Origin of the sequence: Pinibacter aurantiacus, assembly GCF_019130065.1 — a bacterium.
In the GTDB taxonomy this organism is placed as follows: Bacteria; Bacteroidota; Bacteroidia; order Chitinophagales; family Chitinophagaceae; genus Pinibacter; species Pinibacter aurantiacus.
Genome location: NZ_JAHSPG010000013.1, coordinates 114,246 through 131,694 on the forward strand (window position 1 = coordinate 114,246; position 17,449 = coordinate 131,694).

General features: G+C 42.8%; 7 protein-coding genes. All 7 read right to left on the reverse strand.

Annotated elements, in window-relative coordinates:
* Positions 1-55 precede the first annotated feature (55 nt).
* The 7 genes from KTO63_RS16425 to KTO63_RS16455 all read right to left on the reverse strand — a co-directional run bounded on the left by KTO63_RS16425 (position 56) and on the right by KTO63_RS16455 (position 17,038).
* Complete coding sequence (locus KTO63_RS16425) at positions 56-1,285, reverse strand: SGNH/GDSL hydrolase family protein (RefSeq protein ID WP_217792476.1); 1,230 nt, start codon at positions 1,283-1,285, stop codon at positions 56-58.
* A 503-nt stretch (positions 1,286-1,788) separates the two neighbouring features.
* Entirely contained in the window at positions 1,789-5,877 is a 4,089-nt protein-coding gene (locus tag KTO63_RS16430; RefSeq protein WP_217792477.1) for a hybrid sensor histidine kinase/response regulator transcription factor, read from the reverse strand.
* A gap of 403 nt (positions 5,878-6,280) precedes the next feature.
* A complete protein-coding gene (locus tag KTO63_RS16435) occupies positions 6,281-7,315 on the reverse strand; it encodes a DUF5627 domain-containing protein (RefSeq protein ID WP_217792478.1) in 1,035 nt (344 codons plus the stop codon).
* A gap of 18 nt (positions 7,316-7,333) precedes the next feature.
* Complete coding sequence (locus tag KTO63_RS16440) at positions 7,334-9,103, reverse strand: RagB/SusD family nutrient uptake outer membrane protein (RefSeq protein ID WP_217792479.1); 1,770 nt, start codon at positions 9,101-9,103, stop codon at positions 7,334-7,336.
* 19 nt (positions 9,104-9,122) lie between these two features.
* Entirely contained in the window at positions 9,123-11,963 is a 2,841-nt protein-coding gene (locus KTO63_RS16445) for a SusC/RagA family TonB-linked outer membrane protein (RefSeq protein ID WP_217792480.1), read from the reverse strand.
* 19 nt (positions 11,964-11,982) lie between these two features.
* On the reverse strand, positions 11,983-13,866 hold the full coding sequence (locus KTO63_RS16450; RefSeq protein ID WP_217792481.1) for a RagB/SusD family nutrient uptake outer membrane protein: 1,884 nt from the start codon (positions 13,864-13,866) through the stop codon (positions 11,983-11,985).
* A 13-nt stretch (positions 13,867-13,879) separates the two neighbouring features.
* Positions 13,880-17,038, reverse strand: coding sequence for a SusC/RagA family TonB-linked outer membrane protein (locus tag KTO63_RS16455; protein WP_217792482.1), 3,159 nt, complete (start codon positions 17,036-17,038; stop codon positions 13,880-13,882).
* Between the last annotated feature and the right edge of the window lie 411 nt (positions 17,039-17,449).

The window sequence follows — 17,449 nt, forward strand, 5'->3', positions numbered from 1 at the left end:
TTAAATTGAACAGCAGATAAATTTTTTAGGGCCATTTCTTATCCCTTGCTTTTTTTCATTTCGTTTTAAACAAATCCAGGTTAATAAAATCGCCCATTCTTTTATACCCCGCCTCGTTAGGATGCAGGTGGTCATTATCATGCATATCCGGTAGAATAACGCCCGCTTCATCACTTTCCATGAGTTGGTCAAAATCAATGACCGCATCGAATTTTCCACTTGTCCTGATCCAATCGTTCACAGTGCGCCAGGCGTCCTGCCGGAATGGAGCATCATAAAACGATTTGGCAAAAGGCAGGATCGTAGCGCCGTACACTTTAATTCCCTTTGCGTGTGCCTTATCAATCATTACCTGGTATGCTTCGATCAGTTCTTTTGCACGAATAGGTGCATCTTCCGGCTTTTTAATTCCGCCAATGTCATTGATCCCTTCCAAAATGATCAGCCATCTTACATTGCTTTGTCCCAGGATATTATAATCGAAGCGGGCCAATGCCGTAGGACCCAGCCCTCCTCTTACTACGCAGTTGCCACCAATGCCAAAATTCAGTACACTGATATTTTTCGTGGCGTCATTTGCCAGTAGTCTTTGAGATAGAATGTCCGTCCAGCGATTCTGTTTATTGGTTCCCGAGCCACGGCCGTCTGTAATGGAATTGCCTATGATGGCGACGGCTGCTGACGACTTTTCTGCTTGCACGTCAATATTCATGATGGAATACCAGTGATCAGTTTTTACCGGGTTGTTGAATACAGCGTCATGCGTTTGTTCACCGGGTACAAGGTAAGAGGTAGTTCTTGATCCCGGGTGGCCCGTGATGGATTGGGTCGTATTGCCATAACAAATGGTGATTGCCAGAAATGAATTCGGTTGCAGATCAAATTGTGCGGGATCGCAGTATATATCTGACCCCGGGGCAATTGCAAACCCGCTTTTCCCGTTAAAACGAAGCGATGTAATACTGACAGCATCAACATTCCCGTCCTGTGTTGGCTTTGCAATAGTTACAGACTTTACATACAATGAATCTTTGCTGTACATATTAGAAACCCGTAAACGGATTTTGTTGCCACCAACAGAGACCCTTACGATTTGACGTAGCGTATTGTTAGACAAACCCGGTGCAGGCGGCAGGTTGTTGGGTTCCACCAGCTGTGGAGCTGTTGCCCAGGTCCCCACCCAATTTTCATTCGTTGTTGATGAAGACGTCTTCCCGAAGGAAACGCAGGAAGTAAGTATCCAAAATACCAGGAAAGGGAAGTATATTCTTTTTACGGATCTCATTTCAAATGTCAAATCGGTTTGATTTTATTTTTTTTAAAACTCATTCACCTCATTTTAAAGTTTCTTCAGGCGGGGAGGAAATCGTCAGTAAGGCAGGAAAGAAATGAATAAATGGCATAACAAACATTTTAGTAAGAAATAGCCCCAAAGCTATTCGCACCTGCATTTTCGGAGGTTCACTCTTGATGATATTTATTGCACAAATGTTTTAACCGGCTTGCATAAGCGTGTTATAAACCATCACTTGTGCATGCGCGACTATTTAGTAATCACTTATTTAATGAAATAGCGAGGATCATGAAAACTTAAAAGAACGATAAGAAGTTACAGCATTCAAAAAACCGTGATGATAAAAATCAATAGGCCTATAAAATGCCAGTGAGCAATACAGGCAACCTGCCTTTCCGGATCATCGGAATAGGTATTTTTTTGCAGGTGTTGGTACGTAAAAAAGGCAGCGACCTTATTTGACTCTATGTTTAGTTACAATTTCATTCTTACTGCTATTTTTTTCTTTTCATCACTGCATAATCGGAAGGTAAAATATCATATTTCGCCTTGAACGCGCGGCTAAAATAGTTGGGGGATCCAAAACCAACCCTGTACCCAATTTCAGCAATCTTTAAATCGGTTTTTTCCAAAAGCTCAGCGGCCTTGCCCAATTTAAAAGAACGAATATATTCGATGGGGGTTTCACCGGTCATTTCTACAATTTTGTTGTAAAGGGTACTGCGGCTCATACACATGTGTTTGCTGAGGTCTTCTACAGACAGATCGCTTTCTCCAATATGGGCTTCAATATATTGAGCTATTTCCAGCAACATTTTTTCTTTTTCCGATTCCACTTCTACAGCACTGGCCTGAACACTCACGCGTTGGCTATAAATCTCTTTGGACGTTTTATTCAACAAAGCGAGATTTTTTATTTTAAGCTTTAAAATATCTGCTTGAAAGGGCTTTGTAAGGTAGTCACTGGCGCCGGTTTTCAGGCTCTGCAGTTGTGTGTCGTCACCGGATTGCGCTGTTAGAAATATAACAGGAATGTGGCTGGTTCGTTTATCTGATTTTATTTTTTGTGCAAATTCAATTCCATCCATAAGTGGCATTTGAAGATCAGACACAATAATATCGGGATGACTGGCCAGTGCTTTTTTCCATCCATCTACTCCATTGGCAGCCTCATATATTTTATACTCATCCATAAGGCTTTCCTTCAGGAATGCCCGGTAATCTTCGTGATCTTCGACTATCAATACTTTTAACTTTTCCGAGTTCTCCGTTTCCGGTTCCTGCTGTAGCTCCAGGTTAGCGTCATGAACAGGTGTTTTTATATGGTCTTGCTCCGGCATTAAAACAGGCGCGGTCTCATTGGCATTGAAAGGAAGATAAATGGAAAAAGTGGAACCTTCACCGGTATTGCTTTTGAGGGTTATCGAGCCATCGTGCAGTTGCACAAAATCTTTTACTATAGAAAGGCCAAGCCCGCTTCCATCTTCACCAAATTGTGTGCCCTGTTCCCCCTGAAAATGTCTGTCAAAAACTCTGCTTTGCTCTTCAGGGGACATGCCTACTCCCGTATCGGTTACTTGCAATGCCAATCTGTTCAGCGTTGTGTCCCACCCTATTGAGAAAGTAATTTGTCCGCCTTCGGGCGTAAACTTAAAGGCATTACCCAATACATTAAAAAGAATTCGTTCCATCTTGTCTTTATCAAAAGTGGTCTGAAATTGATCAAACATGCATGTAAAAACAAATTGTATCTTTTTTATCTGTGCAAGGTCTCTGAAAGAATCTGCAATCTCCCTGGCAAGTGCCACCAGGTCTGACTCACTAAGATTCAGCTTTAGTTCCTTAGTTTCCTGGTTACGTACATCCAGTAAACGATTCACCAGCTGCAGCAATCTCGCAGCATTGCGGCGAATGATTTGCAGTCGCCCCGTTTCATTGACTGCTTCCATTTTTTCCTTTAAAGTATCCACTTGCCCAACGATCAAAGCAACAGGTGTTCGGAGCTCGTGGCTAAGGTTGGTCAGAAATTTTATTTTTTGAACATGAAATTCCTTTTGACGTTCTGCATCTTTTCTTTCATTTTCGATGAACTGGCGCACACGTTCCTTCTCTTGCTGTTGTGCAAACTCTTCATGCATGCGGCGAATTGCTTTTCGTCGCAAAAGCCAGAGAATGGCCCCCAGACACAATAAATAAAAAGCATAGGCATAATAAGTTTGCCAGAATGGAGGTTTTATTATTATGGCGAGGGTGGCATCTTCTGTTGTCCAGCGCCCATTGGGGCTTTGTGCCCGTACTTTCAAAATATATTTACCCGGACTAAGGTGCGTGAACCATATTGTTTTAGATTGGCCCATTACATTCCAAGAGGTGTCGATACCTTCTAACCGATACATGTACTGTAACTCCAGGGGATCTGTAAAATCAAGCGCGCTGAAATCAATCGAAAAACTTTGGTTATAACTTAGTTCAATTTGTTTGGCCAGTGAAATATGGACGGGCAAAATATTGGTTGCTCCGGGCCTGACTGATTGATTGGCAACTTTAAGATCTGTAAAAACAACCTTGGGAACATTCAGATTAAAATTCAGGTTGCCGGGAAAGAAATAATTGAATCCTTCCTGTCCCCCAAAATACAGTTCGTTTTTACTGGTTCTTAACCCGGCGTTCAGCATGAAGCCACTTGCCTGCAAGCCACTGTAGGATGTAAAATTTCTAAAAATGGAATCACCGGCAGGCAGACAACTAACGCCCTGGTTTGTACTGACCCAAAGCCTGCCCGAACTATCCTGCAAAATTTTACAGATCATTTTGTTGACAATATTCTGATAGGCTTTGAATTGGGGTTGTTGCCCGTTTTTGTTCGACATTTTAAATAATCCCTTTCCCGGGGTTCCCAACCAAGCTGTCGAATCATCCTGGATGAAAATTGTTTGCACATCGTCAAGCGGAGCGGAAGTATTTGACCGGAAGTACACTTTGTAGGTGCCAATAGCAGGTTCATATATAACAAGACCTGTTCCAATCGTGCCGATCCAAATTTTGCCTGTCGCGTCTTCTTCTATAAAACGTATATATCTGCTTATAGAAATTCCATTTGCAGAACGTGCAAAACTTGAAAACTTTTTAAACTGACCAGTCTTTTTTACATACACGTCAATTCCTGCGCCATTGCTGCCAATCCAAATGTTGCCTTCCCTATCCTTCTTTAAACAAAAGATATCATTGCTGGAAAGCTGGTTGGGTTGCAAACCTTTTGAATAGTGGTGTATTTCGCCCGTTGTTATATTTAACACATACAAGCCATATTGATAGGTTCCGATCCATAAAAGATTATCACTCCTTTCCAGCGACAAAACTGACAGTTTATTGTTGGCCAAAGCAGGATCTATGGTTATATGCTGGCATAGGCCGGTGCTGCGATCAAATAAATTCAAACCTCTGCCATCTGTTCCAACATAAATATTGCCATTGGGGGCTTCGGCAAAGGAAGTAACCATTGGAAAGTTCAAACCTTTCGGATCAAAAGGGTTGCTTTCCACCAAATTAAAAATGGTTTGGTTCCGGTCGTACTTATACAAACCGTTGAACGTGCCAATCCAGCAAATATTCTGATTATCGATATAAATGCATTTGACATTCTTGTCTTTCAGGTTGAATTTACTGCGTTCGTTTTCAGCAAACCGGCTGATTGTAAGTGTGTGAAGATTTAATCTATTCAGGCCTTCTTCAGTGCCAATCCATAAATATCCATCATTGCAGACCATCGTGCTTAGTAGGTTCGTGCTTAACGATGTTCCATCCGTCAAGTCATGCTTGAAATATTGAAAACTTTTGGCATCACGTTCGAGAACGCTTAACCCGTTGCCAGCAGTTGCCACCCAGATCCTGCCCACACTATCCTCCACGATTGCTTTAATACTGGTTCCTTCTGACCGTTCGCCGTTAACATTGGTATATTTTAAAAATTTTTTGCCCGGTCTTTGTAACATATACAAACCAACATTGGTACCCACCCAAAGTCTCTGTTTGCTATCTTCAAATACTGCGGTGATAAAATTTGATTCCAATCCATTGGCAAGTGTATCTGCTACATATTTTTCGCTTTGTCCGGTGGCATGGTCATACCTGATCAACCCATCAAAAGTCCCAATCCAAAGGGCATTTTGTTTATCGCTACAAAAACTTCGAATAACAACCTTCCCTGTTATAGAAGTGTAGTTTTTAAAGCAGTCCTTCAACCTGTCGTAGCAATAAAGACCAAGCGCTGTTCCGATCCAAAAATTACCATCTTTATCTTCATACAGGCTAACGATCGAACCGGTGGGTAAGCTGGAGGAATCTTCATCAATATGATTATACACGACGAACCTGCTGCCGTCAAATTTACTCAGTCCATCGTCTGTTGCGATCCATAGATAACCATAACTATCTTTCACAATTGCTTTTATATTGTTCGATGAGAGCCCGTTTGTGATGTTGTAATGAACAAAAGAAAAGTCATTCTTTTGCCCGGTTGCCCGATTAGTAAATAAGCAAAAGCATTGCAACAGGATCAGCAAACGTAACGCAGGCAATTTCATAAAGACTTAGGGTTGATGATGAATGAAGGCAAGGAAAATTGAATTGCCGAACAATGCGCATCACACAGGATGGTACTCCTATATTTTACAAAGCGAAGTAATTTCATAAGCAATTATCTGTCTGAAAACTTTTCAGTAAAAAAACACTTCTTACCCGGCATTTCAGAAAAACGTACAAAAATTGACAAGTTATTCCCTCCAACAAGTTAAGAATAAAATGCTCCACAAAAATTCAACCGGTCGATATTTTATTGCGCAGTCGTTAACTCCGCATCAAATCAATCCGCTCAATAATAAATTTAGGTACCGGTCCCGTTTTCTAATGCTTGAACTGCGTAGCATCGAATTCCGGCCGATACCTAAATAATATTCTTCGTATCTTAACTAAGATCCATCCAACCGTTTACTTTACGACCGGCGTAAAATATTCGGGAGATACCGCGCGATCGCGAAGGACCAGCGTATCTGTTGTCTTAGCGGTGAGTTGCGCCATAGACACATCATAGCTCAGATAGAGCGCATCCCTGTCCTGGTTTCCCCAGCTATTTTTTTCACCTTTTTTCACGAATGCTCCCGTACCGCTGGCTGTTATACCGGCAGTGGCAGAAGAAATGGTGCAAGAGCCTTTGTCATTAAAATTTAATATCAGTGTACACGAAATATTTGCGCCGGTTTTGCTCTTAAAAATAACCGGAAGGTTAACTTCATAAAGAGAGCGCGTCTTTAAACCGACCACTTCATCCGTTTCAACATAAGCGGTGTGCCTGGCAGTATCACGGGCAACAGATTCACCCTGGTAAGTAACGGCATCCTTTCCTCTTCTCAGGTAATTGCCGTGCCATTGGTTCACAAACTTAATCGCGTACACCACGTAGTCAAGTGGCTTTATGGTCCAGTTAGCGTCTATGCACCTGTTAGGATTGCTTACCGAAGCTGTTCCCCGTAGAATAGAATCTGCCCCTGCTACACTCTTCATTACCAGCGGTATGGCGTACGTGTTTTGAATTGAAAGGGGATCAGCGAAGAATGCATCTGTCAGCTGAACTTCCGTTCCTCCCAGTATGCTTCCTTTTGGAATGACAATTTTATTCGACGTCAATATGTAATAAGAGGATGGCAATGGCAACACCTTTGCACCAGTAGCTGAAAAATAAAGACCATTGCAAAGCGTTTCATCTACATAATACTCAATCTCTACATTTTTGGTATTATCGCGCGTCCCTCCCAATGTAGCCTTTATGGCCACTTTATGTGCATTGTCCAGGGAGTTATCGACATACACATCTTCGCCCAATTCCACTGTTCTTACTGGAAACTGTGTGCCGAAATAGACCGTTTGATAATCAAAATTGGGATGTGTGATGTCATTGTTTTTTACACAGGCCGTTAAAAGACAACATGTGCTCAATAGCCATAAAAAAGTGTTATTTCTTCTCATTCTAAACAATTATTAAGGTTAGTTCCAGCCTTTATTTTGAATCAGGTTGCCGTATTTAAGTAATTCAGAAAATGGAATCGGGCCATAATTCATATAATCCTTGTAAGCCCTTTCTTCAACAGCAATCGGCGTGTACACATTTGCATTTACGTCCAAACCTCTTGCCGTTTCATTCAGGTTTTGCTTCCACCTGCGAAGGTCCCAAAAACGAAAACTTTCAAAGCACAGCTCAAGACGACGTTCGTTGTGTATCAGTTCCCGCATTTTATCTTTATCAGCTTTACATTCTTCCAGGTAGGCATCTCCGTTAGTAGTTCCTATGCCTGCTCTTTTTCGGATCGCTTTAATAACATCGTAAGCTGAATAAGCATGACTGCCCGTTCCCAGGGGTCCCCAAGCTTCATTGGCGGCCTCTGCGTAATTGAGATAAATTTCCGTATACCGGATCCGTGGATTATAATGGGTTTTGCCAGATGTTGCGGATGGATTTCTGTTAACATCCATGCGCAAACGTTTTTTCATGTAATAGCCGGTCCTGGTAGACGTTTCTTTTACATTGATACCATCATCCGTACCAGACGCGCTGCCAGTATAAATAACAGTATTTGATACACCTTCTTTGCTTCCGTTGTAAATGATGTAGTATGCAAGCCGTGGATCCCTTCCTGCGTAAGGCTTGGTTGGATCATAATTGCTACTGGCATTGCTGATCGGATAACCATTTAACATAGGGAAAGCATCAACGAGGTTTTGCGTTGGGTTCATGTATCCCGTTCCAAATAAGGACGGTGGATAATTTTGCGCTTCCTGGTCGCCATTATTGGTGGAAATATTTTCTCTCCAAATAATTTCTTTCGGGTTGCTACCACCACTTAGTGCATCAATTTCACTGGTATTGGCATAGTAGGTAATACCGTTAGATGCCAGGCCGCCAATGCCTCCTTTATAATCTATGATAGTTGCTGCGTAGTCGGCCGCATTGGTCCAGGTACCAGTGTTGCTGCCATTTTGAAATGCAGGACTGGCTGCCAGCAGCGCGGTTCTCGCACGAAATGATTTTGCTATCAGCGCGTTAAATAACTGCCTTGAGTAATCGCCCATTACGCGATTGTATACTTCCACCGTTTTAGCTGTCGATGCAAATTGCGGCGGTATTTGTCCGAGCGCAGTTACACTATTGTACTCCAGTGGCAAATTGGCTTCAGCACTGTCGAGGTCCTTGTAGATTTGCTTAACGCATTCATCAAAATTTGCCCGCGGCAAGTTAAAATTTGAATTAACCGTCAGGTAGTTGGTAATAATGGGCACACCGAGTAAACGACCGTCACTGCCTACACCTGAATGGTTACGTAATAAAAAATACGTAAACAAAGCACGTAAGCCATAAGCCTCTCCACGCATCCTCATATTGAAAAGTTTTGCCGCCTGCACATCATCCGCCCATTTTACCTTGTCAACATTTTCCAAAAAAAGATTAAGATACTGAATGGCGCCATAAGCGCTTTGCCAAAGGTTTACAGGATTGTTGGCAGCGGTCCACGAGCCTTTCGCCATTTGCAGATAACTGTTGTTTTTCTGATTGGTCACTGCATCATCAGTACCGTAATCACTGTTGTCATAATAGGCAGGAATCGATCTGTACGCATTTACCAGAAAGCCCTGGGCATAGCTGGCATCCGTATACATCTGCGCGATCGATTTCTGATTTTCCGGATCCGCGGTCATCAATTTTTTACATCCAGAAAGGACCATAACAATTGCTCCCAAGATCAATATTTTCATTTTCATGTGCATTTAGTTTATTCAGTTAAAAGGATGCTTTTAAACCAATATTATAAAATCGATATTGGGGAGCTGATCCGATATTGGTTTCCATCATTTTTCTTTCTTTGGACACCACCAAAAGGTTGTCACCATTGGCGTATACACTCAAGCCATGAACGAATGATTTTTTAAACAGGCGTTCATTGAAATCATAAGTAAGTTGTACTCTGGCAAGATTGAAACGATTATTCTTATACGACCAGAAAGTTGAGTTTTGGAAATTATTACTGCTTGAAGTAGTCGTTAAGCGCGGATAGGTCGCTTTGTCTTTTGTATCTTCCGTCCATCTTCCCAGCACTACGTCTGAATATTTTGCCGACCCGCTAACCCAGTAGTAAGAACTGTTTTTAAATCCGATCGCTCCGGACTGACCACTTCCCATTGCAAACAGCGTAAATCCTTTCCAGTTCACTGTTACATTTACACCGTACGTGAATGGAGAAACCGCCCATCCGTTATGACCCAAATTCACCTGGTCCTTTGTATCAATCACGCCGTCGTTGTTAATATCCTTGTACTTGATATCGCCTGGTTTCACGCTGCCAAATGTTTGATTTGCATGATTGTCAATGTCAGCCTGATTTTGAAAGAACCCTTCGCTTACATAACCCCAGTAAGCATCCAGCGGCTGACCTGCCCTTCTTTGATAAGCATCCTGGTACACTTCATCCCTGCGAACAGCTTTTGAGGTAAAATTCATTCCGCAAAAACCGGCCGACAATTGGAACGCTCCTACTTTCTTTTGAATGTTGATAGAATAGTCTATACCGGAACGCTTGTCATTGTTATAGTTCAGGTATGGCAGGAAAGAAAAATCCCAGTTTGAAAAATAGGACGGGAAAATAGTGGAAGCGCCCTGGGTAAGCAATCCATCGGTATGCTGAATAAAGTAATTTGAATTTAAAATGATAAAGTGATTAAATAACGATGCATCCAATCCCACTCTGAACTCGTTGCGTTTAATAAAAGAAAGGTCCAGATTTTCTCCCTGCACGGAACCCGTTGTCCAGCCACCGGCAACGCCATCCCTCCATTGGTACCAACCTCCTTTATTATTAAAATATCCCTGGTATAGATAGTAGTCGGTGGTGTTATTGGTAATATCAATGTCCTGCTTAACCGATGCATAAGACGCGTTAATTTTTAACTCATCCACAAAGGAAACATTGTTCTTGAAAAATTTTTCATCGCTGATACGCCAGCCTATTGTTGCGGTTGGAGAAATTCCGTCGCGATGACCCGGTGCAAGTTTTGCCGAGTGTGTCAATGCGCCGGAGAAATCAATGTAATATCTGTGGGCGAAGTTATAACCCGCCTGCAGGCCAAGATTTGAATTTCTTACAGGCTGATATTTGCTTCCGCTATGACCGGCATCGCTCGATACCTGTGTCATATATCCCCAGCCTAACAGAGAAGCCGAAACATTGTGCACTTGCTTGAACGATCTTTTATAGTCAAACTGTCCTTTAAAAGACATGGTTTGGTTGTATCCTGTTTGCCCGATAAATTCATTGGTGGAACTACCGTCGTTGTTATACTGTTTCAGAGCGGTAATCATATCGCTGTTATTCACAGTTGCCCAGGTTGGCTGGTATACAGCATATGCCACCTGGTAGCCTTCTGAATAAATGGATGAATAATCCATGCTCAGCCCCGTCTTAAAGGACAAGCCTGTTAATAAAGAACCCAGATCAGCATTCGCATTTACATTGAACATGAAGCGGCGGTTCTTTGTTTTAACATAGCCCGCGGCTAACATATCAGCAAATGCATTGGTCTGGTCGGTTGAGGTTCCTCCTAAAAGATATTTTCCATCTATAACGTTGTTACTGTTATCGACGATCGTTTGAAGCGATTTATTATTTGGATCGAACATGCTGATGGGAACCAAAGGAGAAAACCAGTTAGGACGGAAAGTGGCAGAAGTACCCCAAAAATCGCCGCGACCCGCGTAGTTATCTGAAACAATAGCAACGGCATCTGTGGATGCAGAAAGCCACTTGGTCAGGTTCATGTCAACATTTGATCGTATGTTGAACAACATGGAGTTGTTCTTTTTGGTAGAACCATAATTTAAAATGTCGTTGTTGTAGGAGAAGCCAACGTTGGTGTAGTACCTGGCACGGTCATTCCCCCCGGATATTTCTGTTGTTATATCAGATTTTGAATAGGCCTTTCTTAAATAGTCCGAAGAAAAATAATTGACATCCGGATACTTGTATGGGTTAGTGCCCTGTGCGGTTTGTTGGATCAAATCCTGGGAGTACTTTTCTGCGATGCCGTCATTTCTTGATGCTTCGTTATACAAGGTCATATAATCTGCAGCATGCAAATAGCCGGGATATCGCTTTGGAACATACGCTCCGGTATTCACCCTGACATCGATGTGCAAAGGACTGTTACTTCCTCTTTTTGTGGTGATCAACACAACCCCTTTCGCTGCACTGCTGCCATACAACACTACGTTGCTGGCCCCCTTCAATACCGTTATAGATTCTACTTCCACCAGCCTGATATCAGCAGCGCTACGCGGAATGCCATCTACAAGTATCAGCGGCGCTTGTCCCCATATAGTACCCGCATAACCACTTACAAGGCATTGAAGGTTATCAAGACTATATGTTCCATAGCTCTTTTTTAGAAGATTTGTGACGTTCACAGTAGAGACACCACCTAAAAGATCAGCCTTATTTACCGAGCCGAATGCAACATTGACTACGGTATCACTATTTACTATTATGCTATTTTCCTGTGCTTTCAGCCTTATCGTTCCCAATATAGATAAAGCGAAAAGAAGGGTTTTTATTTTATAATTCTTTTTCATTGTTCATCTGCATTTTTAATTACCAACCAGGATTTTGTTTGAAGCCTTTATAAAGGTTAACATCCGACTGAAGGAACGGAAACCAATAATGCTTCTCGCCCAAATGCCTTTCCAATATGATTGTCTCCCTGAAGTTCAGCACCTTTGCATTTCTTGGACTTGCATATACGTCAGCGTTAGGCATGCCGCGATCGAATTCAATGCCTTTCTTTAATGTGTATGGTGCCTGGGTGAGTAAGAGCCACCTGCGCAGATCCGTAAATCTGTGCCCTTCAAATGCGAGTTCCACTGCACGCTCCCTCCTTAATTCACTCATAAAATCATCAGTGGAGTTAAGGTATTTTGGTGAGATGTGGCCAACGCCTGCCCTGTCCCTTATTTTATTGACTGCATCTACCGCTGTAAGGCTGTAGTTACTGCTTTTTCCTTGTGCGGAATTGTATCCTTGTGCCGCTGCCTCTGCATACATCAGGTAAACGTCTGCCAGACGCATAAAGCTGAGCGCAAACACATTGTTTTCCTTGTAGCCGTCCCAATCATTGAGCAGTTTGGCGGTGAATTTTGAATTCATATAACCTGTCAAAACAGCTTTGGTGGTATTGGCTGTTCTGTATAAACCACCGGAATAAAGACTGGCATATTGCCTGTTCTGATCATTGCCCACATTGCCGGCATTGGTAACGCATTTATCACCGTCGATCATGATGTCATTGTAAAACCTGGGATCCCTGTTTTTCCATGGATATTGAGGATCGTAGCCTGATTCCGCATCAGCTTTTTCAGGGTCAACAATAGGTAACCCATTGGCCATACCATAGTAGTCCACATAGTTGGCAGTTGGGTACACTTTAATTCCGGACCCGACAATGGTCATTGGGCGATAGTCATTCACCTGGTTCCAGCGCCAGCGACTGCCGGACTCGGCGGTGTTTTCCATAAACATCGCTTCTTTTAAACCGGGAATCTTTCCGCTTTGGTTATAGGTATAAAATAGCTTTGAATAATCTGAAAAATTGGCGAGCTCATAGCGTCCCGTAGATTCCGTTAGTTGCAGAGCCTGTCCAAAAGCATCAGCCGCTTTTTTACAATAGTCTGCGTTATAGCTGCTATTGCCGGTAGACTCCCTGTTCATTAAAGGGCTTCCTGCAAAAAGCAGATCCTTTCCCAAATAAGCAAGTGCCAGAATTTTATTGATGCGGAAATTGTTATTGCCCAGGGTTTGTTTACCGATTGTTGTTTCATCCCAGTTAACAGGAAGCAGGTCAGCTGCTTTTTGAAAATCGGCTGCTGCCTTATCAGCGGTTTGCTGATAATTCAACCTTGGCAAATCCAGGGGCTGGTCAGTAGGTAAAGCCTGGTCTACATAAGCCAATCCACCCCAGTACTGCATTAACATGAAATGGTACCATCCTCTGAAAAAATATAGTTGGCCTGCGATAAGATTTTTCTCTTCATCTGTAGCATCTGTCAACAGGTTTAAATTGGCAATACCAACATTTGCTTTTCTGATGGCATACCATGACAGACCATACAGGTGTCCCTTGTCACCACGAACGGTTGTTGAGGCAACACCACCGGTTTTAAAATAGCTGTAGCCCCTGGTGTTCCAGCCCCAGTAATCTCCCTGGTCAATGGCATTGGTCATCAGGCGCGTTTCACCCGTTTCCCAATTTTCATCTTCTCCGAAATTCCAGTTGTTATGATAGTCCTGGGAACTTATTAATGGAAGGCTGTTGTAGAGCTCTTCGGTAAATCCCTGGAAATTCTTAAAATTTTTAAACGCCTCAGTCGAACTGATATCACTGAGGGGCGCTTTATTCAGATATTTCTTGCACGAGTTTGTACTAATCAATAGCAAACATGCAGTCGTAAGGGAAAGTATTTTTCCTACATATTTTCTCATTTTATCAAACAGTTTAAAAGGTTAAGTCAATCCCTAAATTGAAACGTTTTAAAGTTGGGTAGGCGCCGAAACTTGAGTTGCCGCTGAAGTTGGACTCACGATCGTCTGGCATCTTTGTCCACAGGAAAAGATTATTACCATTCAAATACACTTTGCATCTCTTTATGCCTAACCGGTTGACGATTTGGTTTTTTAAAGTGTATCCGATCTCCGCATTTTTTAACCGCAGAAAAGATCCGTCATAGAGGTATCGGGTACCCGGGGCCTCATTACCTACTACACTTGACCAGCGGGGTAATGGAATGTTACCTCCACCGTTCAGTGTCCAGTAAGTGCCTTCAACGTAGGCAACGTCTGAAGACGCCACGAATGTAGGGAAGGTCACTTCACGCGTAACATTGTTAACACCATAAAACTGGACAAACAGATTTACGCCCTTCCACTCAACGCCCACAGAGGTATTGAATGTATTTTGAGGAACACTTGAAAATTTATAAGGAGCCTTGTCATAGGAATCAATAACACCATCACCATTAAAGTCAACAATATTATAGTCACCGGTTAACTTACTTTGGTTATTTGTTCCTCTTTGCGTGCTTCCGTAGAGATCATCCCAGCTTTTCAGGAAACCATAATCGAGATATGATGTCGTTTGCCCGATGGCATAACCTTCTGATTTTTGGTAGGCCGGCAACAATTGCGGATTATTCTGCGAGATCACTTTATTTTTCGCATGTGTCATGGAGGCATTCACCCACACGCGCATGCCGTTGGTAAAGGTCTGGTTCAGCCCAAGTTCAACTTCATAACCATTGGCCACCACTCTTCCAAGGTTTGCACTCGGCGCGGTGGCACCAAAATAAGTAGGGATGGCGCGTGAGGAGCCATTGATGATAATGTTGCTTCTGTCATCACGGAATACGTCTACGCTACCGGTAACTCTGCCCCCGAATAAACTATAATCAACCCCCAGGTTACGTTTCTCCACGGTTTCCCATGCTATATTTGGGTTGCCCAGCGAAGAAATATCGTAAAATGTGTAAGGGGTATTGGCAGGGATGTCTCCCATCGCATAATTTCCTCCGTAGGTCCATTGGTCCTGGTAAAGCCAGCGACCCGATACATTGTCGTCACCGATCTTACCCCATGATGCGCGAATTTTAAAAGTGTTGATGAAAGGCAACTTTTGCATAAAACGTTCGTTGCTCAACATCCAACCCGCAGACAAGGAAGGAAAAAATGCAAACCGGTTATCGGGTCCAAATTTTTCTGAACCGTTGTACGCGCCATTTGCTTCCAGGAAGTAGCGGGATGCATAATTATAAGTTGTCCTGAACACCCAGTCTTCACGATAGTGAGGAAACTCACTGCCAGTGGCATATTTTTCACGCAGGAAAACACCCATTGCACTCACATCATGGAGTTTTCGGGCACCAAATTTCTGAGCCCAGTTTAATTGCATAGAGTAGTTTGTCCTGCGGTAGGTGGCGCCAGTGTTCACTGATCCCGCCTGGCTCGTCCATCTTACCCCGTCGGTGTAATCAAGCTGGGTACCGGTATTGATCTGCTGTTCATAATAGACCGTTCCTGTTTCCGGGTCAACCCATTTTCTTTGCGCAGAATTATACAGGTCGTTTATACCACGGCCAGTCTCCTGGAATGTATTGTCCATTGAAAAGTTGCCTCTAAAGCTTAAGCCTTTCAGGAGCATTCCTAAATCCTGCTGAAGAATAAAATCTGTGGTGAGTTGCGTGTTGGTTCGTTTTTCAACGCCTGACATTGCCAGATTAAATGCCGAATTGGGCACATCTGCATTCCTGGGTGAATAAAAACCCCATGTGCCGTCGGAATAAACAGGTTGCATTGCATCAGGCGCCGTTCTGTAGGCAGATGCCCAATAGGAAGCGTCGCCATCGGCAGCCCCCCATGGCAATTTGCGAACACCATTGGAACCAAATAATTTAGTGGATAGTTTGGTCGTCTTGGTCAGATTGAAGTCGAGATTGCTACGCACATTCGCTCTTGTATATCCGTAACCCGACTCGTAGCCCCTGCCATTTTGAAAAGTTTTGAAAAGATCACCTTCATACACGAAGTCAACACCGGCGTAGTAAGTTACGAAGTCAGAGCCCCCCGATACGTTGGCACTGGCATTGTGAGCCATGGCTACTTTTTTAAATAACTCATCTGTCCAGTTAACATTGGGGTATTGGTCCCTTTCCTTGTCATTAGCAGGATTGCGGTATTTATCGATAATGGCCATAGGTTTATAGGCTTTCCAACCATTTGAGCCGAGCATCAGTTCCCTGGCAATCGTTTGATTTTTCAACACCAGCGCGTCATAAGAATCATATTTTTCAGGCAACTTGGAAGCGGTCTTTGCGGTGGCGTTATAACGAACCTGTATATTCGCCTTACCTTTTGCGCCTTGCTTCGTGGTGATCAATATAACACCGTTGGCTCCTTTTACACCAAATACAGCCGTTGCTGAGGCATCTTTGAGCACAGAAACACTTTGCACGGAGGCGATGTCTATGGAGCTCATGGAACGCTCAATTCCATCCACCAGAATCAAAGGAGAACTATTGTTCCAGGAAGTCTGGGCCCGTATCAAAATCTGTGGATCTTCTGCACCAGGCATACCAGTTGATGACATGGTAATTACGCCTGGCAGGTTTCCGGTAAGCGCCATTCCAAGATTATTGACGCCTCCCGCACGCTGCAGCGCCTCACCGGTTGTTTGAGCAATAGCACCGACAACACTTTGTTTCTTTTGTTTGCCATACCCGATCACCACCACATCTTCCATGTTCTTCGGGTTGAGTTCGAGGCGAACAATAACATTGGTTTCTCCCGGCTTTAAGGTGACATTCTTACCAACATAATTTACCGCAGTGATCTCCAATTTTGCATCGGCACTGTTTACGGTTAGTGAAAATGTACCATCCCGACCCGTACCGGTCGATATCTTGGTGCCGGCCAGTGTGACACTGGCCCCTTCCATGGGTTCATTTTTTTCATTGAAAACCTTTCCGGTAATCTTCTGAGTGGTTTGAGCAATGGAAAAAGTGATAAAACAAAAGAGGAAACAGACTGTCAGAACAGTCTTAATCAGGCAGAGTTTAGGGCGCAGGACGCCTCGTTGGTTAGAGCAGTTAGTGTATTTTTTCATATCTTAACTTGTATTGAAATATTACTGCCGCAGCTACATTGATCAATTGTTTTTACAATCAATCAACAGCTTAAGCATTTCAACCTTTTTTGAGTTCGCAAGCATATAAACGACTTCCAGGTGATCAACTAATTTGCAATTGACACTTGGTTTGATTTCATCTTTCCAAAAAAAATAACCGGTTAAATTTGGAGTGTATTAAAACACGTTTTGAGACAAATAATGGCGGAAAAAATTATGACTTACATAAGTTGCTGTACGCACAGGATTTGAAACAAACAATCGTGATTTAATAAGTCAAAACTAAATGATCGTTCAAAAAAAGACTTGACGTGATGTAGATATAAATAGCATTTTTGTCCTTTTAAAAGGTCCGATTATGTGATCAACTGTAAATAAAAAAATCACACA

Bases quoted from the DNA above. Each gene is read 5' to 3' on its own strand.
- KTO63_RS16450 (WP_217792481.1), bottom strand. From the start codon at position 13,866: ATGAGAAAATATGTAGGAAAAATACTTTCCCTTACGACTGCATGTTTG.
- KTO63_RS16425 (WP_217792476.1), bottom strand. From the start codon at position 1,285: ATGAGATCCGTAAAAAGAATATACTTCCCTTTCCTGGTATTTTGGATA.
- KTO63_RS16455 (WP_217792482.1), bottom strand. From the start codon at position 17,038: ATGAAAAAATACACTAACTGCTCTAACCAACGAGGCGTCCTGCGCCCT.
- KTO63_RS16435 (WP_217792478.1), bottom strand. From the start codon at position 7,315: ATGAGAAGAAATAACACTTTTTTATGGCTATTGAGCACATGTTGTCTT.
- KTO63_RS16430 (WP_217792477.1), bottom strand. From the start codon at position 5,877: ATGAAATTGCCTGCGTTACGTTTGCTGATCCTGTTGCAATGCTTTTGC.
- KTO63_RS16445 (WP_217792480.1), bottom strand. From the start codon at position 11,963: ATGAAAAAGAATTATAAAATAAAAACCCTTCTTTTCGCTTTATCTATA.
- KTO63_RS16440 (WP_217792479.1), bottom strand. From the start codon at position 9,103: ATGAAAATGAAAATATTGATCTTGGGAGCAATTGTTATGGTCCTTTCT.